Raw genomic sequence first — 21,128 nt, forward strand, 5'->3', positions numbered from 1 at the left:
GGATGACGAAATATTAAGTTAAAAAATATCTGTTATGCCCCCAAAAACTTTAGGGCTGATTCATACGTCTGCTACGTTAGTGCCTGTTTTCCAGCAGCTTTGCAGCGAATACCTGCCTGGTGTGCAAACATTCAATATTGTCGATGACAGTCTGATTAAAAACGTAATCAAATGCGGTGAACTTACGCCCGATGGCGCCCGGCGCGTTGTCAATTACGTAGGGTCGGCGGAGGCTGCGGGTGCCGATATGATTCTGGTAACCTGTTCCTCCATTGGGGTCGCCGTGGAAGCATCGGCTGCGCTTACCAAAGTGCCCGTGCTACGTGTCGATCAGCCGATGGCTGATAAAGCTGTTCAGACCGGCAAACGTATTGGCGTTATTGCTACGTTACCGACAACCCTCGGCCCAACCAGCGATTTGGTACGTCGCCGGGCAGCCGTGGCCGTAAAGGAAATCGAACTGACATCGGTTCTGTGCGAAGGTGCGTTCGACGCGCTCATGAGTGGCGATGCGGCTAAACATGATGAGATGGTAGCGTCGGCCCTGAAAGAATTGAGTACCAAAGTCGATGTTATTTTGCTGGCACAGGCATCGATGGCGCGGGTGGTCGATACGTTGGATGCTGCGGACAAAAAAGTGCCCATTCTGGCGAGCCCGCCGATTGCAATTCAATATCTGGCGGAACAATTGACGTAGCGCTTAGACATTTTTTTGTCATCCTGACGAAGGAAGGACCTTAACGTTCCCAAACGTACTAGTTTGGATATTTTAAGATCCTTCCTTCGTCAGGATGACAAACTATAAATACCCAGTTTCGAATCATGAACAAGCTTCCCTTACTCATTTCAGCTCTTGCAGGTGCTCTATTGCTGGTCGGTTTGCTGCTGCAAAATGCTGCCATCTGGCAACCAGCAGCAGTCGTTACGTCGGTTAGTTTTGCGTTGGGGATGAATGTGATTCCGGCACTGAGGACGTATCAATACACGGCCTGGATTATTGTGGCGGTCGTGGCGGCTATGATTTATCCGGCGGCATTTACGAAATGGGGCTCGTTCGATCTGCGAAATAAATGGCTCATTCTGCTGATTATTCAGTCGGTGATGTTCGGTATGGGAATTCAGATGAGCATCCGCGATTTTTCTGGATTGGGCAGTACAGGCAAAGGCGTTGCGGTTGGGCTTTTCTGTCACTTCACGGTGATGCCGCTCATGGGTTTGCTACTCACCAAAATCTTTCAGTTTGATCCGGAAATTGCTGCAGGCGTTATTCTCATTGGTTCCTGCTCAAGTGGATTGGCTTCCAACGTAATGGTGTATCTGGCGAAAGCGAATCTGGTACTTTCAGTGGTTGTTACGGCGATGGCTACGTTAGCGGCTCCGTTTCTGACGCCACTCCTTTTGAAGCTGCTGGCTGGTACGTTGATCGACATCAAATTTGTGAACATGATGATGGAGATTGTTAAAATTGTGATCGTTCCCATCTTCGCGGCCCTTTTGCACGATTACCTGAAAACCGCTTCTGAAACAGGGCGGCAAACCGTCAACATTTTATTTGTTTTATCAGCAGGCTGGCTGATGGTGCTGGCTTTGGGTGGGTGGTCGTTTCTGGAAACAAACGTATCCAGTCCTGAAGCATTGCAGGCGCTCGAACTGTTCAGTTTTCTGTTGGGGGCTTTAGTTGTGGGCGTTATCTACCACCAACTGGCTACGCGCAATCCGAGACTGGATGAAATGATGCCTTATTTATCCATGTTTGGGATTATTTACTTCACTGCCGTTACCACTGCCGCCGGACGCGATAACCTTCTGAAAGTGGGATTTTTGCTGTTTCTCTGTTCGGTTATTCACAATGGAGCCGGGTATTTTTTCGGATACTGGCTCAGCCGCTTATTTGGCCTTGACAAAAATTCGGCGCGTACGGTTGCCTTTGAGGTCGGTTTGCAAAACGGCGGAATGGCGTCAGGGCTTGCGGGCAGCATGGGCAAACTGGGAACGGTCGGTTTACCAGCCGCCGTGTTTAGCCCCTGGATGAATATTTCGGGCTCGATTCTGGCCAACTACTGGCGTCGCCGACCTGCCGAGAATCAACCACAAGAAGAAGCTGCTCACCAGGCGACGATCACTGCGTCCTGATTGTTTCGTAAAAAATTTACTCCTCTACTATCCGAGCCGAAGAAGTTCTTCTTTCGAAAAGGCAGTCCATAAGCTCAGCTCATTAGTCCTCTTCTTAAAATGCAAAACTTTCCAATAGTTGTACCATGATAATATTGTACAATTTTTAGAAAAAATGATGGAGTTTAAGGTTCATTCAATAGACTAAGTTTGTTAATCAATTTAAACTGTCTAAAAGCCTCAACTTCTCAGGAAGTTAAGTGCCAGCTTTCGTTTTCTATTTCTGTAAGGTATTTATATCTCTGACTGTCAGTCTGGTAAACTAAACTATTCCTTCGTTAAACTCCTCAACAGTATGCGTATGAAACAAATTTGTACCTGGTTTTTTAGCCTTCTCTGGCTAGCCCAGGTAGGTTTCCCGACTGTAGCTTCCTCGCAAACAGTTGCCAGTCTTCAGCAACGACCGGACTTGGGCATGGTGAAACTCGCTGCTACGTCACCCTTTACCGCTACGTCCGCTTTATCAACGGCCGACCGGCCGATCCGTGGAACCGTTAAAGATGAAAATGGGCAGGGTTTGCCGGGGGTGAGTGTCGTCATTAAAAATACGAATCAGGGAACGACAACCGACCAAAATGGTACGTATCAGTTGACGATTCCTGAAACACCTACTACGTTGGTATTCAGCTTTGTAGGTTATTTGTCGCAGGAGTTTGCTGTTGGGAATCAATCGGAAGTGAACGTAACACTGGCCGTCGATAGCAAGCAATTGAATGAAGTGGTGGTGATCGGCTATGGTACGCAGCGTAAGCGCGACCTGACTGGCTCTGTGGTATCGATCAAAGGCGATGAAACGGCGAAATTGCCAGTAACATCACCGGTAGAAGCCCTTCAGGGTAAGATTCCGGGCGCTGACATTACTCGTAACAGTGGCTACGCGGGCGCAAATGCTTCCATCCGTATTCGGGGGAACCGCTCCATTGCCAACCCTAGCAGTTCCAACAACGTACTGTACATCGTTGATGGCGTGCAGGGGGTCAATGCGAATGACATTAATCCAAACGATATCGCTTCCATCGACGTATTGAAAGATGCTTCCTCGACCGCAATTTACGGGTCGCGTGGTGCCAATGGCGTTATCATTATTACGACCAAGCGCGGCAGTAGTGGCAAGGCTAAACTGAGCTATAACGGTTACGCTGGTATGTCGGAAGTGGCTGGCTATGGCCAATTTATGACTGGCCCTGAATACATTGCTTTCCGGCGCGAAGCCTACCGGGCATCGGGCACCTGGAGCAGTCCGGCCGATGATTCGAAGATTTTCAACGCGCTCCAGCTTGATGCAATTCAGAAGCAGCAGTTTCCGGATTGGCCTAAGTTATTGCTGCAGCCGGGATTCCAGCAGGATCACCAGCTCGGTATTACCGCTGGCACCGATAAAACCAAGATCTATTTCTCACTGGGTTATTATAACGAAAAGGGTATTCTTCGACTGGACGAATTCAAGCGGTATTCAGCCCGAATCAACGTCGATCAAACCATTAACAACTGGATTACAGCCGGTATTCAGGCCCAATTGGCGTATATCGACAACGATGTTCGTCGGGATCCGTTCAACCGGGCGTCCAACATTCCACCACTCGGTACGCCTTTCGATGAAAACGGCAATTTTCAACCCTTTCCGCTAGGGGGCACAGTCATTAACCCGCTAGCCGACGAACAGCCGAATGCCTACAAACGTAACAACAAAATCAATCGCGGTACGCTGTCGACTTATCTCGAACTGCGCCCTTTTGAAGGATTTACGCTACGTTCAACCTTGGGAGCCATTTTCTCAACCAACGAATTGGGAAGTTATTACGGTCGGAACACCATCGACGGTGCGGGTACCCGATCACAGGCTTCGATCACCAGCAACCAGAACCGTAATCTGAGCTGGGAAAATGTACTAACTTATAAGCGCGCCATTCAGGACCATTCGTTCACGATTACGGGCGTAACCAGTTACCTGACATTTACGAATACGTCGAGTTTTGCGGGAGGTAACAACCAGTTGATTCCGGCGCAGTATTTTTACAACCTGGCTGCTGCCAACCAGAATCCTTTCTATGGTAGTGGATATAGCCAGAACAAGCTGATTTCATTTACCGGCCGCGTTAATTACAGCTTCAAGGAAAAATACCTGTTGACCGTCACGGGACGTAGCGACGGCTCGTCCAAGTTAGGCGAGGGGCACAAATGGGCATTCTTCCCATCCGTAGGACTGGGCTGGCGTATCAGCGATGAATCATTCATGCAGCAGCAGAAGTTCGTGACCGACCTGAAATTGCGGGCCAGCTACGGCGTATCGGGTAATGACGTAATAAACCCTTACGCTACGCAAAACTCACTCGCCACCGTGTCATTCGCCTACAACGATGCCAATGCGGCCAACGCTTACCTGATCAACCAAACCATTGGTAACCAGGATTTGAAGTGGGAGTTGACTACCACCGCCGACGTCGGTCTGGACGTGGGATTGCTCGACAACCGTATTACGGCTAACATCGACTATTACGATGCCCGCACCAACGACCTTATTTTCCCGTACACGCTGCCGCAGCTTACGGGCGTAACAACGGTGAACCGCAACATTGGTAAGACACGTAACAGGGGTATTGAAATTGGGATCACTACGCAGACGATGCGCCGGAAAGATTTTAGCTGGTCGACCAACCTGACGTTTGCCCGTAACAGTGAAAAAATTGTTTCACTACCTCAGGGCGACGTAATAGCCGACGATTATCGTAACTCGCTCATTGCAGGGCAACCCTCGCAGATTTATTACGACTACAAAAAGTTGGGTATCTGGCAGTTAGGCGAAGAATCGGAAGCGACCAAATACGGCGCTATTCCCGGTGACATTAAAATTGCCGACCTGAACAACGACGGTAAAATCAGTGGGCTGGATCGCACGATTATCGGCTCCCGCGTACCGTCGTGGACGGGTGGTTTGGGAAACGACATTCGATTCAAAGGCTTCGATTTGAACGTATTGTTTATCGCTCGCGTGGGCCAGTGGATCAGTTCGGACTATTACGCCAAGTATAACCGTAACGGCGGTAATAACGGCGCCAGCATTGATTACTGGACACCTGAAAACCCCACCAACGATTACCCGCGCCCCAACGCTACCCGGAGTTCGACCTACGTAACGACGCTGACCGAACGGCAGGCTTCGTACGCCAAACTCCGGAACGTAACGCTTGGCTACACAATCCCGAAAACGATAACAAATAAATTCAAGGTTGATAATCTACGGCTATACGTATCGGGCAGAAACCTCGCCTGGTTCTCGAACCTGAAAGATTTCGACCCTGAAAACGAAGGTGTTATCGATCAGCCGCTGACGAAACTATATGTATTTGGCTTAAACCTTGGATTTTAAATTACCCCCAACCCCTGAAGGGGAATAACTCAACCGTGGATTAAGCCCACTTCAGGGGGTTGGGGGTAATTTCAGGCTGATTAAGTAATGATTTTCAAAAAGTTTCTAGCGGTACACATTCAATCTTTAAAGATGAAAACATACCTAAAATACATTCCTCTCATCATCCTCGCTGCTACGTTGCTGTCCTGCACCGAAGATTTGCAGGAATACAACCCGGCGGGATCGACCGCTCAAAGTCTGTTTACGACACCCGAAGGTATTGAAGCCGGTGTCAACGGAATTTATACGTACAACCGGTATTTTTATGGGAAAGAAGAAGGACACGCCCTCATGGAAATGGGTACCGACATCTGGACCAACGCAGCCAACAACAATACCTCAGGTACAAACGGTATTTTTCCCCAGTTGTCACTCACAACGTATCAGGGGCTGACCACTGATAACGTCTGGGTCAAAAACCGCATGTGGCAGCAGTGCTACGCAGCTATTAACCTGGCGAACAACGTAATGAAATACCTGCCCACAGCGGGTGTAAACGCAGCGCGCCAGAAGGAATTGGAGGGAGAAGCCCGTTTTCTGCGTGCCTGGTATTACTATATGCTGGTGGAGAGTTTCGGCCCGATTCCGCTACGTCTGGCCCCGACCGAGAGCATCGAAACAACGGCAACTCGTGCGACGATTGATGCCATTTACGATCAGATTCTTCAGGATCTTCAGTTTGCCGTAACTGCTATCCCGACAACCACAACGGAATATGGACGTATCACGCGCCCGGCTTCTGAAGCGTTTCTGGCGAAGGTGTATCTGACGCGGGGTAAAAATCAGGAAGCCAGCAACTACGCCAAAAAGGTTATTACGGGATACAATTACAAATTGTTGCCCACCTACGCCAACCTGTGGACGTTTGCAAATCAGGTGAATACCGAAGTACTGTGGGCGGTCAATTACTCGACCAATCTGGCGTTCAACGCGGGTAGCAACATCAGCCACACGCTCTATTTGATGGAGTATAATACGCAACCAGGAATGAAACGCGACGTAGCAAACGGCTTCGCGAACGTGCGCTACATGCCGACGAAGTTTTTGCTGAACCTGTTCGATGAAACCAGTGATTCACGATACAACGCTACGTTCAAATCAGCCTGGAAGGCGAATGAAACCGATGCAACGAAACGTCCGGTGGGTATAAATGTGGGCGATACGGCCATTCTGACATCGAAATATCCAGTAACTACCGCGTTTCGACAATCGAAAAAATACAAAATTTACGACGTAAACGATGTGTACAAAGCGGATGGTACGCCAAACGACCGCTTCCACTACGTATCACTTCAGAAATTTGACGATCCAACGCGGGCGACGGATGCTACTACCGAAAGTGCACGCGATGCGTATATCATGCGATTAGGCGAAGTGTACCTGCTGGCGGCTGAAGCTCAGTTGAATCTGGGCAAAAAAGATTCGGCGGCTTACTACGTCAATGAAATTCGGACGCGGGCAGCCGTGCCGGGACGTCAGGCGAATATGCGCGTAGCGGCCGCCGACGTAACACTCGACTTTATTCTGGACGAACGGGCACGCGAACTGGCTGGCGAACAGGTACGTTGGTTCGATCTGAAACGCACGAATAAACTGGTGGAGCGGGTCAAAAAATACAACCCGGATGCTGCCAACAATATTCAGACGTTCCACGTAGTACGTCCCATCCCGCAGAGTGAGGTCGATGCGGTGACCAACAAAGGTGAGTTTGCGCAGAATCCGGGTTATTAACGTATTGGCTATTTTTAATCAACATCCTGAAAGTTTGAAGCTTTCGGGATGTTTTGTTTTAGTAAGTAGTGTTCCGAAATATTTTTCAGAAGACATGACGATTTTAACTTGGGTTAAACTTATCGTGGGCTTTGGGTTGAACCTTTGTGACGTAATCAAAAACGCACAAGACAATGAAAAAGCCCCAAACCATCGTTCTTATTCATGGCATGTTTGTGAACAATACCAGCTGGCAGGAATGGAAAACCTATTTTGAAAATCAAGGATTTACGGTTTACACACCTGCCAATCCCGGCCACGAAGGCGCCCCCGCTGCTTTACGAACGAACATTCATCCCGATCTTACCAAAACCGGTTTCGAGGATGTAGTTATGAATATCGTCAAACTGATTGACACGCTACCCGAAAAACCCATCGTGATCGGCCACTCAATGGCTGGCCTGGTCGTACAGAAACTGGTCGAGCTGGACAAAGCCTACGCGGGTGTCAGTATCGACGGCGCTCCGCCAAAAAATGTAATGCCTCCTTTCTCGACCATCAAGATTGTGTGGCCCGCTATTAATTTCTTTAAAGGAAGTACGCCCTTTTTGGGTACACGCGATTGGTATAATCGAGCCTTTTTTAATACGTTGTCGAAAACGGAAGCCGCCAAAGCGTACGACAACGTAGCAGTTCCGGAAAGTCGCAAAATCGGCCGTGATACGGTGTTGAAATCTTTTTCAACTGTTGATTTCTCAAAGCCTCACCGACCTTTGTTCTTTATTGCGGGCGAAAAAGATACCATTTTTTCGCCCGAACTTACCCGGAAAATTGCCTCGAAATACCGCGATGCAGCTAGTATAGTGGATTACAAAGAGTTTCCGGGCAGAAGCCATTTTATATGTGGCGAAAAAGGCTGGCAGGAAGTCGCGGATAGTATTCTGAACTGGATCAACAAGCTGAACTAGTAATAGGGGTTGTATCGCAACCCCTGACGTCATCAAGAAGTTAATCTCTGTCTACGCTAACATTGTACAATTTTCAGAGAAAATGGTGGAGATTAAGGTTTTACGAAACCTATAAGTTTGTAAACGTCCTGATTCCCGAAGCTTTACAATCGATATGAATCGCTGTTTTACGAGCTTTCTGCTGCTCTATCTTGTTTTCCGCTTCATTACGTCTCCTGCGTTTGCACAGCAGCCAAAAAAATCTGTAACCGTTACCTTACCTGCGACGAGCCACGTTCGAATTGATTTTGGTGCGGAAAAGCTGAAGCAGGCTTTGCAGGAAGCAGGCTATACCGTTACAATCGGCAAGCCAATCCCGGCGAAATCCCCTGATTATCAAATATTCATCGCCCTCCGTTCAGGGAAAGATTTGAAAAAGGAAGGATTTTCAATCCAGAAAGACGGGCAACAACCAATGTTGCTCAATGGCAACGATCCATCAGGTATACTTTACGGCTGTCTGGAGTTAGCGGAGCGGGTGAAAAATACCGGGAAACTTCCCGCAACAATCAACCTGACCGATAGCCCCGAAATGGTGCTACGTGGTACGTGTATCGGGGTGCAAAAACCAACGTATCTGTCCGGTCGCGACGTGTACGAATATCCCTATACGCCCGAAACGTTTCCGTGGTTGTACGATAAGGTGCTGTGGATCAGGTATCTGGATATGATGGTTGAGAACCGGTTCAATTCGTTATATCTATGGAATGGCCATCCATTTGCGTCGCTGGTTCGGTTGAAGGAGTATCCTTACGCGGTGGAGGTCGACGATGCTACGTTCAAAAAGAACGAAGAAATGTTTCGTTTCCTGACCGAAGAAGCGGACAAACGTGGGGTTTGGGTCATCCAGATGTTCTACAATATTATCGTCTCGAAACCCTTCGCCGAACATCATAAAATCAAAACGCAGGATCGAAACCGCCCGATCGTTCCGCTCATTGCCGATTATACCCGAAAGTCGATTGCCGCGTTTGTGCAGAAATACCCCAATGTCGGTTTACTGATTGCGCTGGGCGAAGCGATGGAGGGCGTCGGGCAGGACGACGTAGACTGGTTTACGCAAACGATTATTCCGGGCGTGAAGGACGGCCTCAAAGCACTCGGCCAAACGACCGAACCGCCAATTGTGCTACGTGCCCACGATACCGATGCACCCCGCGTGATGAAAGCCACGCTGCCGTTGTACAAAAATCTGTACACGGAAGCCAAATTCAACGGCGAAGCATTGACAACTTATGAGCCACGCGGCAAATGGGCCGAACTGCACCGAACTCTGAGCAACATTGGCACAGTACAAATTGAAAATGTGCATATTCTGGCGAATCTGGAGCCGTTCCGCTATGGTTCCGCTGATTTCATCCAGAAGTCGGTACAGGCCATGCACAGTATTTACGGGGCCAACGGATTGCACCTTTATCCGCAGGCATCGTATTGGGACTGGCCGTATACCGCCGACAAAACAAGTCCGCGCTTGCTCCAGCTAGACCGCGACTGGATATGGTACAAAAACTGGGCACGCTACGCCTGGAAAGCAAACCGGAACCGCAACGAAGAGTTGACGTATTGGGGGACAAAACTGGCTGAAAAATATGGCTTCTCTCTGGAAAAAGGGAAAGACGTACTGGAAGCTTACGAGCAGGCCGGAGAGATAGAACCCAAGTTGCTACGTCGCTACGGCATTACCGACGGCAACCGCCAAACGCTGACGCTGGGTATGCTCATGACCCAACTTATCAATCCATTTCGCTACGGTCTGTTCACGTTGATGTACGAATCGGAAGCCCCAGAAGGTGAGATGATTATCGATTATGCGGAGAAGGATTGGAACAAGCAAAATCACATTGGCGAAACGCCCGTTCGCGTAGCCGACGAAGTAATTGAACACGGGAAAAAATCGGTGGCGGCAATTGATAAAGCGACTGGCTCAGTGACGAAAGAAAAAGCGGAATTCGACCGGCTAAAAAACGATATATACTGTCAGAATGCACTAGCCAATTTTTACGCTCAGAAAGCTCGTGCTGCGGTGGCTGTGCTACGTTATAAATACTCCAACGACGTTCGCGATCTGGAAAAAGCCGTACCGCTGCTCGAAAGCAGCGTGAAGCACTTTACGGAACTGACGAATCTGACGCGTGATACGTATCTGTACGCCAACAGTATGCAAACCAAGCAACGTAAAATTCCAATGCGGGGCATTGACGGTACGTATAAAACCTGGGAGGAAATGCTGCCGGTATATCAGAAAGAACTGAGCCGCTTCAAACACGTAATCGATTCGCTGAAAACAACCAGCAATGCTACTGCCAAACAACCTGTTACGTTAAAACCGGCCACTGTTACGTTGCAAAGCCTTCAGGTTGATACGTATTCACTCGAAAAAGGTCAGCTCGTATTTACTGATACGTCGGTTACCATTCGCGACGTAGCGTCTGAATTGAAGCAGTTGAAAGGACTGAAATTGTCGAAAGCAAAACTGCAATCGGAACGTACCAGTCTGATGTTTTCGACTACGCAACCGGTAAAACTTCTGGTTGGTTTTTTCAACGAGAAGAACCCAAACTACTTACCCGCTCCCGAACTGGAAACCGACGCCAGCGCGAACGATTACGGTCAGTCGGAAATCAAAATTTCGAATGCAATTTTGGTTGATGGGTTGCCGCCCGTCAACGTACATGCGTACTCGTTCAAACCCGGTCAGCACACGCTGAACTTAGGAAAGGGAGCTTGTCTGATACTTGGATTTATGGATGGTAATCAGGAGATTTCTGTTATGGACGCTGGTTTGGCAGGAAACAAGAAGAATATCGACTGGTTGTTTGAGTAACTCAAAGGTCAATAAAATAGGTTGGATTGTAGATAGCTGACTGGTTAATGCTGGTCAGCTATTTTAACGTGAATAATGGATTAAAGAACGAGTTAATCACTTCATTCATAGGACGTTGCTGACGCCTGGGGCTTCGACAGGCTCAGCCTGACAGTCTACTTATAGCTGTTAACTCAAGTTAATTTGTCAGGCTGAGCCTGTCGAAGCCCCAGGCGTCAGCAATACGTTGACTTACCCATTATTCACGTTATTTAAGTTTGTAATGCTGACGAGCCAACGTAGCTCGGCCGACCGTCCGCGCTATAAAAAACGCCAATCGGGAAACCGATTGGCGTTGTAAGGTTAGTTAGATTGGGTAATGTGATTATCGCTTGGAGAGTGGTGTAAACTCGCGTAACGTAGCACCCGTGTAAATCTGACGAGGGCGTCCGATTGGCTCTTTCTGTTCACGCATTTCTTTCCACTGCGCAATCCAGCCGGGTAAGCGACCAATCGCAAACATCACCGTGAACATGTTTGTCGGAATGCCAAGAGCGCGGTAAATGATACCTGAATAGAAATCGACGTTCGGATATAGTTTGCGCGAGATAAAATAATCGTCGTGCAGGGCGGCTTCTTCGAGACCTTTGGCGATTTCCAGAACCGGGTCGTTAACCCCAAGTTTACTCAGTACGTCGTCGGCGGCTTTCTTGATGATTTTGGCGCGAGGGTCGAAATTTTTATAGACCCGGTGGCCAAAACCAAACAAACGGAAACCCGTTGTTTTCGCATTTTTCGCCATATCGACGTATTTGCTAACGTCGCCACCATCGGCCCGGATGGCTTCAAGCATTTCAATTACTTCCTGATTAGCTCCGCCATGCAGTGGACCCCACAATGCACTGATACCCGCCGAAATAGACGAGTAAATATTGGCCTGCGACGAACCCACCAGACGTACTGTCGAAGTCGAGCAGTTCTGTTCGTGATCAGCGTGAAGAATGAGCAGTACGTTCAGCGCTTCTACAACTACCGGATCGATTTTGTAATCCTCGACTGGCAGCGAGAACATCATGTTCAGGAAGTTCGGAATATAGTCGAGCTGATTTTTGGGGTAATTCATCGGGTGCCCCAGCGACCGCTTGTACGACCATGTAGCGATAGTTGGCAATTTGGCCAGCAACCGGATAATGTGCAGGTCAGTTTTGTCTTCCTCAGAACTGCCTTCGATGTCGGAATAGAACGCGCTCATGGCACTTACCAGCGACGACAGAACGCCCATAGGGTGTGCTTTTACCGGAAAACCATCGAAAATTTTCCGCATATCTTCATTCACCAGCGTGTGCCGACGAATGGCTGTTTCGAATACTGCATACTGTTCCTTAGTAGGCAATTCGCCGTAAATGAGCAGGTAAGCTACTTCCAGAAACGATGCTTTAGCCGCCAGGTCTTCAATGGCATACCCCCGATATTGTAAAATACCCTCTTCACCATCCAGGAACGTAATGGCGCTTTTGGTGGCACCAGTATTTTTGTAACCCCGGTCTAATGTTACGTAGCCGGTCTGATCGCGCAGACTCGAGATGTCGAAAGCTTTTTCGTGTTCGGTTCCCTCCAGCGTCGGGAATGAATAGGACTTACCATCGACGGTTAATTCAGCGGAATTTGCCATACAAAAACAGGGTATAATTATTCAGAGGTAATAAACTGGTGATTGGTTACGTATTGAGATAAGTTTTCATCAATCGACTGTCTGATAAACTCAAAACAGCCAGATGAAGTTATCCGGCGAATTTATCGGCGTACCGGTCCGGCGAAATTAGCCCAAAAATCCAAACGACGAATGAAAACCTCATAAAAAAGCCACATTACATTTATATTAAGCTGCATCAGTGACTTTCATCCGTAGGATTCACATCTATCGTTTGTAAAAAACGCCACCTTTCATTACTGATTTAACACGATATAAGTCGGATATGGTTCGGGTAGGATCGCCTTCGATTACTACTACGTCGGCCAGCAGTCCTGCTTTAATACGTCCCCGGTCGGTGGTGTGGAACGTATCGGCATTGATGGACGTAGCGGAACGTAGGACGTCTATAGGTTTCATGCCGTAGTCGACCATCATAATCAATTCGCGGGCATTATCGCCGTGACTGAATACGCCCACATCACCCCCGGCGCAGATCGTTACACTCGCGTCCAGCGCCTGTTTGAACGTAACACGTTTCTTTTTGATACGTTCCGGCTCGGGTTCCCGGCCCTTTTTCCATCCCCGATATTGACTAACAGCATCACCAGCCGCGAGGGTAGGGCATAGGGACGTACCGTGCTGTTTCATCAGGGCAAAAATTTCGGGCGTACCGGCATCACCATGTTCAACCGTTTCACAGCCGCCCAGAATGGCCCGACGCATCCCTTCGGCAGTGCTGGCGTGAGCAACCACTGGCCGACCGCTACTTTTGGCGACTTCAACAATAAGTTTGATTTCGTCAACGGTGTAAGTTGGCTGCGCATCAGCCATTAACCCCCACCGGTAGTCAGCATAGATTTTGATGGCATCAGCTCCCTTGCCAATCTGCCGACGTACCGCCTGAACAAGTGCATCGTGACCATCTGCTTCTTCGGCTCCCTGTGGTACGTTCACGTCCGGGCTAAAACCTTTTGGGGCGTAACTTCCAGTAGCAATGAGCGCACGGGTCACCACAATCATCCGTGGGCCTGGAATAATGCCCTGATTGATCGCCTGTTTTAGTCCAACATCATCATAGTCAGCACCTTCTGTGCCCAGATCACGTACCGTCGTAAAGCCAGCCATCAGGGTTTTTTGCGCGTGTACCGTTGCGCGGGCCACACGTAGCGAACGGGCTTCTTTCAGCACCTGATCATCCCAGGTCGTCTCGTTGTATGGATGCAGCAACAAATGTGAGTGACCTTCAATCAAGCCGGGAAGCAACGTAGTACCTTTCAACTCAACCACTTCAGCTCCGTTCGCCGAAACCGACGTAGCAGGGCCAGCTTCTTCAATTTTATCGGCCTTCACACGTACCACCCATCCCTCATGAACGGTTTCGCCATCGAAAACGCGATCGGGTTTAAGGAGGTATGTTGTCTGGGCAAAAAGTGATAGAGGGAAAGCAAGCAGCAGTACATACAGAAGTTTCATGGATGAAGAGGGAAAGCACCAAAAGTACGTAAAAGGCGGCCAAAAAGGCTATTCTGCTATATTGTGATAGGCTGTTTAACTATTCTGGTATAAGCCCAAAATGAGTTTTTTTGTCATGCTGACGAAGGAAGCATGACAAAAAAACTTAAACATTTATTAGTTGTGATACTCTCCGAATAATCAGGTAAGGCCATAGCTAGCCGTTACGTCTAGTCAAAACCGCTTCCCAAACACCTTTGCCAAAAACCAGCACCAGCAAACCGGGTAATAAAATGGCACCCGCTCGAAAGCCCGCACCGGTTAGTTTATAAACGCCTGAATTATATTGGGTAAAGCTCTGGAACAGGTAATAGGCAGAGCCCGCAAGCAGGGCTACCGAAATTCCAATAGCGACAGGTTGGCTCAATCGGCTAATTATCAAACCAATCAACGAAGATACACCGACTACAGCTGCAACTGTGCCTAACGCTTTTGGAAACGTTTCGATAGCGGTGTATTCAAAAATAAACACTCCAGCCTGACCGATCAGATTGGGGTGAGCCAGTAGCCAGCCGTCCAGGACGACCAGTACCAGCAATAAAACATAAAAAAAAGGATTACGCATACGTCAATTTCGCCGGTTGTTTTAAGGCCAACGAAAATAAGGTGCGTTACGTTATTTAAGCTTCTAACTCCATCTTCAAAAACTTGCCGGTATAGCTCCCTTTTGTGGCTGCTACTTTCTCTGGCGTACCTTCGGCAATAATGTAACCACCTTTGTTACCACCTTCAGGGCCAAGGTCGATGAGGTAGTCGGAGACTTTGATTACGTCCAGATTGTGCTCGATAATCAGTACAGTATTGCCTTTATCAGCGAGCTTGTTTAGTACGTCGAGCAGGTGCGCAATATCCTGAAAATGAAGGCCTGTAGTCGGTTCATCAAGGATGTAAAGCGTTTTGCCGGTATCTTTTTTCGACAGTTCTTCGGCGAGCTTTACGCGCTGGGCTTCTCCACCCGACAACGTAGTAGCGTGTTGGCCGAGTGTGATGTAACCCAGTCCTACATCGTTCAGAGTCTGAACTTTACGTAATATTTTGGGCTGACTGGCGAAGAAATCCAGCGCCTGTTCGACGGTCATATCCAGTACGTCGGCAATGGATTTTCCTTTGAAACGTACTTCCAGGGTTTCGCGGTTGAAGCGTTTGCCTTTGCAGGTTTCGCACATGACATGCACATCGGGAAGAAACTCCATTTCGATTTTCTTCATGCCCGCTCCCTCACAATCTTCACAACGGCCACCTTTCACGTTGAACGAAAAACGTCCCGGTTTGTAACCCCGGATTTTGGCTTCGGGTAGTTCAGCAAACAAGGTCCGAATCTCTGAAAACATCCCGGTATACGTAGCAGGGTTCGAGCGGGGTGTCCGGCCGATGGGCGATTGATCTACTTCAATCACTTTATCGAGATGTTCCAAACCTTCTACCGTTTTGAACGGCAGTGGTTCGCGCTTCGATTTATAAAAGTGGCGATTCAGAACCGGAAACAGCGTTTCGTGAATCAACGACGATTTCCCACTACCCGATACGCCCGTAATCGTAACCATGCGCCCAAGTGGCAGTTTGAGCGTTACGTTCTTTAGGTTGTGACCAGTTGCGTTTTTGATAATCAGGAATTTACCATTGCCTTTACGTCGTTCGGCAGGAACAGCAATGCTACGTCGGCCACTCAGGTAATCGGCGGTAGTGCTGCCATTTTTCAGGAATTCTTCGGGTGTGCCGATGCCCACAACCTGTCCGCCATGTCGACCAGCGCCGGGACCAATGTCGAGAATGAAATCGGATTCGAGCATCATGTCTTTGTCGTGCTCAACGACCAGAACCGTGTTGCCCAAATCACGCAGGTTTTTCAGAGAATCGATCAGTTTTACGTTGTCACGCTGATGCAGGCCGATGCTCGGTTCGTCCATAATGTACAGAACGCCAACGAGTTGTGTGCCAATCTGTGTAGCAAGCCTGATACGTTGCGCTTCGCCACCCGACAAGGTACGTAGTGGTCGGTCTAGCGTCAGGTATTCGAGGCCGATGTTGAGGAGGAAACCGATACGTTTGCGGATTTCTTTCAGAATTTCTTTCGCTATTACGTTCTGACGGTCGGTCAGGCGTGTTTCGACGCCATCGAACCAGGTCGTCAATTCCGAAATGTCCATGTGAGCCAGTTCGGAAATGTTTTTGTGGTCGATGCGGAAATACAGCGATTCTTTTTTCAAACGAGCTCCCTCGCACTCAGGGCAGGTTTTCACCACCATGAAATCCTTCAGCCATTCCTGAATTTTCTCCGTACTGTTTTCCTGCTGACGCTTTAGAAAATTGACAATACCTTCAAACTTAAAGCTGTAATAATCTTCGCCCGGATACTTTTTCGACGGCACAGTCGCTTCATCTTCTGTACCGAACATGAGTGCGTGTAACAGATCATCTGGAAATTTGGTAACGGGCGAAGTCAGGTTAAGCTTGTATTTTTTCAGGATGACTTCAATCTCCTTAAAAATCCATAACTCACGGTATTCGCCCAAGGGCGCAATGGCCCCCCGACTGATACTCAATGATTTATCAGGAATCACAGATTCTTCCGTAATCTCTTCAACCACTCCCAATCCGTTACAAACCGGGCAGGCTCCGTACGGCGAATTGAACGAGAACGTATTGGGCGATGGCTCGTCGTAGCTAATCCCCGATTCTGGGTCCATCAGGTTCTGGGAGAAATAGACTAACGTACCATTTCCATCGAGCATCTGCATGGCACCTTTTCCCTGACGTAGCGCCGTTTGAACCGACTGACTCAATCGGTAGCGGTCCTCGGTTTTCGGAACAAGGCGGTCAATGACAATTTCAACATCGTGGATTTTGTAGCGGTCGAGCTGCATCTTCGGCACGATTTCCTGCACAACCCCATCGACCCGCACTTTGGTGTAGCCCGTTTTGGCAATTTGCACAAACAGTTCGCGGTAATGCCCTTTCCGGCTTTTCACGATAGGAGCCAGCAGCGTAAGTTTTTGTCCGGCGTACTGCTCCAGAATCGTATCGATAATCTGATCCTGCGACTGGCGCTCCATTTTGCGGCCCGTCAGGTACGAAAATGCTTCACCCGCGCGGGCGTAGAGCAATCGCAGAAAGTCGTAAATCTCGGTAGTAGTTCCAACGGTAGAGCGCGGATTTTTTGAGGTCGTTTTCTGCTCGATGGAAATCACCGGACTCAAACCGTTGATTTTGTCTACGTCCGGGCGCTCCATGTCGCCGATGAACGAGCGGGCGTAAGCCGAGAAACTTTCCATATAACGCCGTTGGCCTTCAGCATAGATCGTATCGAAGGCCAGCGACGATTTCCCGCTTCCACTGATACCGGTTACAACAACCAGTTTGTTGCGGGGAATTGTAACGTCAATGTTTTTCAGATTGTGTTCACGGGCACCAAGTACTTCAATCTGGTCGTAACCTGTGAGGTCAATATCGGTAAGTCCGGCTGGACGGATTTGCGGCTTTTCTTCAGTCGTCACGCTGTAATGGGCTTATTCTAAACAACAACGTAAAACGGGGTAGGGGAGTTTCCGCCAGACAGGCCAGTATCCGGTATATTTTACTTTTTATATAGCCGTGCTACGTTAGTCAATGTCATGACTTTCTGTTAAGACTGGATTATTCGGTTGCGGACTGTTCTCTGAATCAGTTTTTTACTTCTTCTGATTACGCATTACCAACTGTTTCAATTCTGCTATTTCAGCGCGTAATTCATCATTAATAACCCGTTGCTGTTTGTCTTTTTCCTGTAATTGTCCATTCGCTTTTTCGAGTTGAATGCTGTAGAGCGTCAACTCCTCTATTTTTTGCAGGAACGTAGCGTTCAATACGTTCAGATCAATTCCTTTACGCGCTACGTCCTCGGCTGAAGGAACATCAGGTAGATGACCGTGCTGCTTAATAAATGTGGCTACCGACGACAAGGGACGTAGCGAATAGGCCGGAGTCAGTACGCTGTCGCTCCACTCGTTTGCGTGCTGAATATGAAGTCGATACGTTGCTTTCACTACGTCGCCTTTTTCGTTTACGGTCAAAAATTCGTTGGTGCTTATTGTTGAAGGGCTGCTGCATGTGAGCTGGCTTAATCGGATACCACTGGTGTTTTGGGTCTCACTAACCACTTCGAGCCGAGCCGTTGGGGTCGACGTACCGATGCCAACATTGGCCTGATTTCCAAGTACTACTGCATTGCTGATACCCACGCGAGCGTTGGCGCCAATTGCAGTAGCGTGGTGAAGTGTTGGTGATTCGGCGTTAGCCTGATGACCGATAAACGTATTACTCGTACCCGCCCAGAGACCACCCCCGGCTTCGTCACCGATAATAACGTGATGGTTTCCCCGACCATCGCCAGCCTGTGTATTGTAGCCCATCAATACGTTATCGCTTCCGGTTGTTACGGTGCTGCCGGAGTTAGGGCCGATAATAATATTGTTGGTGCCTGTCGTATTGCTGTTGCCGGCCTGATAGCCAACGAATGTATTACCACCACCGGTCGTATTACCACCAGCTCTGACGCCGACCATCGTGTTCTGCGAGCCTGACACATTCTTATAGCCTGCCTGGTAACCCAGAAAACTATTATTCGCCCCTGTTGTATTGGCGTTACCGGCCTGGTAACCCATCATTAGATTCTGGCTGCCCGTTCTATTATTCTGGCCGGCTTCAGTACCCAGAAAGGCATTGGAATGTCCGGTTGAATTATCGTAACCCGCTTTATTGCCCACAAAGACATTATTGTCGGCGGTGTTTAGATTGCCGGCAAATGCGCCTATAGAGACATTATTATTAGCGTCACCATTTTCCAGACCTGCGCTGTTGCCTATAAATGTATTAGAATTACCTGTTGTATTCCGAAAACCAGCGCCACTACCTACAAATACATTGCTAACGGCGAAAGTCGTATTAAAACCTGCCTGCATGCCGATAAATGTATTACTGATTCCATTCGTGTGTTGAGCGCCAGCCTCACTGCCCACAAACGTATTATAATCCCCTGTTGTATTCGCATCGCCTGCTCTGTTACCAACAAACACGTTGCTTCTTCCTGTTGTGGTTGTATTACTCGCCGAGGGGCCTACAATGGTGTTATTTGTACCCGGTGTTGCCGATATGGGTAAAGTGGCAACGTAGTTGTTCTGCCCCAGCAAGGTCTGGGTAATTAAACACGTAACGAAAAGGTAGTATAGCTTTGCCATGAGTTTAGAGTAGATCAGTTAAAGATGATCTAATCTAACTCATAAAACCATTGATAATCAAGTGAATTGAGTATGCGGTAAATGATTCCCACTACGTTAGCTCGTTTGTAGTGAGCCAGTTCTTTACTTCTTCGAGCATGAGCGCGGCTGAGTTTCGAGTAGCTTCTACGTCGCTATGGAGCTGCGTAAGTCGGGAGTTTACGGCAGCGGGCAGATTAAAAAAAATGCTGTACTCATTGATGTGCTGAGGACCGGTGGGAAGATTACGATCCGCAAAATAATCGACTAGTGCCTGGTGTTCGGAACGAAGATGCATACCGCGAAGATAACCTCCGATTTGCTTACTCGATCAAACAATTTTAAGGTACAACGTATTGAAACATACGTAGCGCGTTACGTTCGTAGCCGGATATGTACGAACGTAACGCGCTACGTAATACGAAAGGCTTTCAGAATCAATATACTACGTCTATGAATCCAGAAATGAAAACGGAGCTGGCTGAACTGATTGCACAACTGAGTAATCTTTCGGTAAAAGTTAATAGCCTGAAAACACAGGTCGATGCTACCCACCCCGACGCACAACGTGTTGAAACAGCTACAAGTCAACTACAGGAAAGTATCGCTAATTTGAAGGAAATACGGTTTGGTCTTGAGTCTGATTTTAGTTACGACGATTAATCTATTGGTTTCTTATAGGCATATTTAATGATTAAGTAGTAAGCAATACGTTGCTGTAAATAGGTTTTGCTTTTATCTTGCAGATAGAAAATAGTGCCGTAGCAAACCACCCCCAACGATGAAAGGAAGCCAGTTAGATTATTGTTTAAGCAGGGGGTATTTTCGAATGCAGCAAAACATTTTTACGTGCCAGTATTTGCTTTTCGAGAACACAGTTTGCTCTGTGCATTGGCTACGTCTCGTGCTTGACAATGTGTACTACGGCCCCAAACAACTCCGATTGCTCCGAACGAACGAAAAATTCTCGGTTGCGATAAAGCCGTTTGCGCTGACCGACGAACTGAATATATTGTATGAGCTGTACAGAAGCTCGATCAACTTCGATGCTCCCGAATCGGTGGATTCCTGTCTATTAAACGGTAGCAAGACCAATGTGTTTGATACACAGATGGTTGAAGTTCGGGATGGTGGTAAACTAATAGCGGTTGGGATTTTCGATAATGGCTTGAATACGATTGCAGGCATCATGAATTTTTATGATCCCGCTTATCGAAAATACAGCCTGGGGAAATTCCTGATGATGATGAAAATTAATTACGCCCGACTACAAAAGAAAATCTACTACTATCCGGGTTATCTGGCTAATAAATACCCTAAATTCGATTACAAACTATTCCCCTGCGAAGCGGCAACTGAAGTGCTCGACGACAGTAGCGGAATATGGCTCCCGTTCTCCTGGGAAACAGTTCATGTACTGTCGGCTGCCCTTTTAGATGAATAAGTAAAGCCAGACGTATGGCCTGCTGACGGACTAAATTGTTGGGGTTGGCTTCTGTAGTTTTAACTACTCATAGGACTTTCGCTTAAGGGCCAAATTTGAGAGTTTAGCTCTATGATTGCAAAACAGGAATATATCGAGTACCTGCTT

Annotated in this window: 14 protein-coding genes; 8 read left to right on the plus strand and 6 right to left on the minus strand. The window is 48.1% G+C overall.

Features of this window, described 5'->3' with window-relative positions:
• Positions 1 to 34 precede the first annotated feature (34 nt).
• The 6 genes from IC229_RS31315 to IC229_RS31340 all read left to right on the plus strand — a co-directional run bounded on the left by IC229_RS31315 (position 35) and on the right by IC229_RS31340 (position 11,122).
• Positions 35 to 697 carry an aspartate/glutamate racemase family protein gene (locus IC229_RS31315; RefSeq protein WP_190892322.1) on the plus strand — a complete coding sequence of 221 codons (663 nt, stop codon included), beginning with the start codon at positions 35 to 37 and terminating at the stop codon, positions 695 to 697.
• Positions 698 to 822: 125 nt separating this feature from the next.
• A complete protein-coding gene (locus IC229_RS31320) occupies positions 823 to 2,133 on the plus strand; it encodes a bile acid:sodium symporter family protein (RefSeq protein WP_190892324.1) in 1,311 nt (436 codons plus the stop codon).
• A 340-nt stretch (positions 2,134 to 2,473) separates the two neighbouring features.
• A complete protein-coding gene (locus tag IC229_RS31325; protein WP_223834307.1) occupies positions 2,474 to 5,539 on the plus strand; it encodes a SusC/RagA family TonB-linked outer membrane protein in 3,066 nt (1,021 codons plus the stop codon).
• Between the two features lie 132 nt (positions 5,540 to 5,671).
• Entirely contained in the window at positions 5,672 to 7,312 is a 1,641-nt protein-coding gene (locus IC229_RS31330; RefSeq protein WP_190892326.1) for a RagB/SusD family nutrient uptake outer membrane protein, read from the plus strand.
• Positions 7,313 to 7,485: 173 nt separating this feature from the next.
• Positions 7,486 to 8,259: an alpha/beta hydrolase gene (locus tag IC229_RS31335; RefSeq protein ID WP_190892328.1), complete on the plus strand. Its 774-nt coding sequence runs from the start codon at positions 7,486 to 7,488 to the stop codon at positions 8,257 to 8,259.
• A 154-nt stretch (positions 8,260 to 8,413) separates the two neighbouring features.
• Positions 8,414 to 11,122: an alpha-d-galacturonidase gene (locus IC229_RS31340; RefSeq protein WP_190892331.1), complete on the plus strand. Its 2,709-nt coding sequence runs from the start codon at positions 8,414 to 8,416 to the stop codon at positions 11,120 to 11,122.
• 364 nt (positions 11,123 to 11,486) lie between these two features.
• Here IC229_RS31340 and IC229_RS31345 read toward each other — a convergent pair whose 3' ends face one another.
• From IC229_RS31345 to IC229_RS31370, 6 genes are all read right to left on the minus strand, one after another.
• Complete coding sequence (locus IC229_RS31345; protein ID WP_190892334.1) at positions 11,487 to 12,773, minus strand: citrate synthase; 1,287 nt, start codon at positions 12,771 to 12,773, stop codon at positions 11,487 to 11,489.
• Positions 12,774 to 13,019: 246 nt separating this feature from the next.
• Positions 13,020 to 14,267, minus strand: a complete 1,248-nt coding sequence (locus IC229_RS31350) for a metal-dependent hydrolase family protein (RefSeq protein ID WP_190892336.1) — start codon at positions 14,265 to 14,267, stop codon at positions 13,020 to 13,022.
• Positions 14,268 to 14,463: 196 nt separating this feature from the next.
• On the minus strand, positions 14,464 to 14,871 hold the full coding sequence (locus tag IC229_RS31355) for a hypothetical protein (RefSeq protein WP_190892337.1): 408 nt from the start codon (positions 14,869 to 14,871) through the stop codon (positions 14,464 to 14,466).
• Between the two features lie 55 nt (positions 14,872 to 14,926).
• Positions 14,927 to 17,800, minus strand: a complete 2,874-nt coding sequence (gene uvrA, locus IC229_RS31360; protein WP_190892338.1) for an excinuclease ABC subunit UvrA — start codon at positions 17,798 to 17,800, stop codon at positions 14,927 to 14,929.
• A 174-nt stretch (positions 17,801 to 17,974) separates the two neighbouring features.
• Positions 17,975 to 19,519: a hypothetical protein gene (locus IC229_RS31365; RefSeq protein ID WP_190892340.1), complete on the minus strand. Its 1,545-nt coding sequence runs from the start codon at positions 19,517 to 19,519 to the stop codon at positions 17,975 to 17,977.
• Between the two features lie 91 nt (positions 19,520 to 19,610).
• Positions 19,611 to 19,835, minus strand: a complete 225-nt coding sequence (locus IC229_RS31370; protein ID WP_190892342.1) for a DUF6965 family protein — start codon at positions 19,833 to 19,835, stop codon at positions 19,611 to 19,613.
• Positions 19,836 to 19,930: 95 nt separating this feature from the next.
• Here IC229_RS31370 and IC229_RS31375 point away from each other — a divergent pair, with 95 nt between their 5' ends.
• Both IC229_RS31375 and IC229_RS31380 read left to right on the plus strand, forming a co-directional pair.
• Positions 19,931 to 20,200: a hypothetical protein gene (locus IC229_RS31375; protein WP_190892344.1), complete on the plus strand. Its 270-nt coding sequence runs from the start codon at positions 19,931 to 19,933 to the stop codon at positions 20,198 to 20,200.
• Positions 20,201 to 20,318: 118 nt separating this feature from the next.
• Complete coding sequence (locus IC229_RS31380; protein ID WP_190892346.1) at positions 20,319 to 20,981, plus strand: arginine-tRNA-protein transferase; 663 nt, start codon at positions 20,319 to 20,321, stop codon at positions 20,979 to 20,981.
• The last annotated feature ends 147 nt before the right edge of the window (positions 20,982 to 21,128 follow it).

The organism is Spirosoma profusum (genome assembly GCF_014699005.1).
Lineage (GTDB): Bacteria > Bacteroidota > Bacteroidia > Cytophagales > Spirosomataceae > Spirosoma > Spirosoma profusum.

Coding starts and splice junctions, on each gene's coding strand:
- IC229_RS31315 (WP_190892322.1), top strand. CDS start 35: ATGCCCCCAAAAACTTTAGGGCTGATTCATACGTCTGCTACGTTAGTG.
- IC229_RS31320 (WP_190892324.1), top strand. CDS start 823: ATGAACAAGCTTCCCTTACTCATTTCAGCTCTTGCAGGTGCTCTATTG.
- IC229_RS31325 (WP_223834307.1), top strand. CDS start 2,474: ATGAAACAAATTTGTACCTGGTTTTTTAGCCTTCTCTGGCTAGCCCAG.
- IC229_RS31330 (WP_190892326.1), top strand. CDS start 5,672: ATGAAAACATACCTAAAATACATTCCTCTCATCATCCTCGCTGCTACG.
- IC229_RS31335 (WP_190892328.1), top strand. CDS start 7,486: ATGAAAAAGCCCCAAACCATCGTTCTTATTCATGGCATGTTTGTGAAC.
- IC229_RS31340 (WP_190892331.1), top strand. CDS start 8,414: ATGAATCGCTGTTTTACGAGCTTTCTGCTGCTCTATCTTGTTTTCCGC.
- IC229_RS31345 (WP_190892334.1), bottom strand. CDS start 12,773: ATGGCAAATTCCGCTGAATTAACCGTCGATGGTAAGTCCTATTCATTC.
- IC229_RS31350 (WP_190892336.1), bottom strand. CDS start 14,267: ATGAAACTTCTGTATGTACTGCTGCTTGCTTTCCCTCTATCACTTTTT.
- IC229_RS31355 (WP_190892337.1), bottom strand. CDS start 14,871: ATGCGTAATCCTTTTTTTTATGTTTTATTGCTGGTACTGGTCGTCCTG.
- IC229_RS31365 (WP_190892340.1), bottom strand. CDS start 19,519: ATGGCAAAGCTATACTACCTTTTCGTTACGTGTTTAATTACCCAGACC.
- IC229_RS31370 (WP_190892342.1), bottom strand. CDS start 19,835: ATGCATCTTCGTTCCGAACACCAGGCACTAGTCGATTATTTTGCGGAT.
- IC229_RS31375 (WP_190892344.1), top strand. CDS start 19,931: ATGTACGAACGTAACGCGCTACGTAATACGAAAGGCTTTCAGAATCAA.
- IC229_RS31380 (WP_190892346.1), top strand. CDS start 20,319: ATGAAAGGAAGCCAGTTAGATTATTGTTTAAGCAGGGGGTATTTTCGA.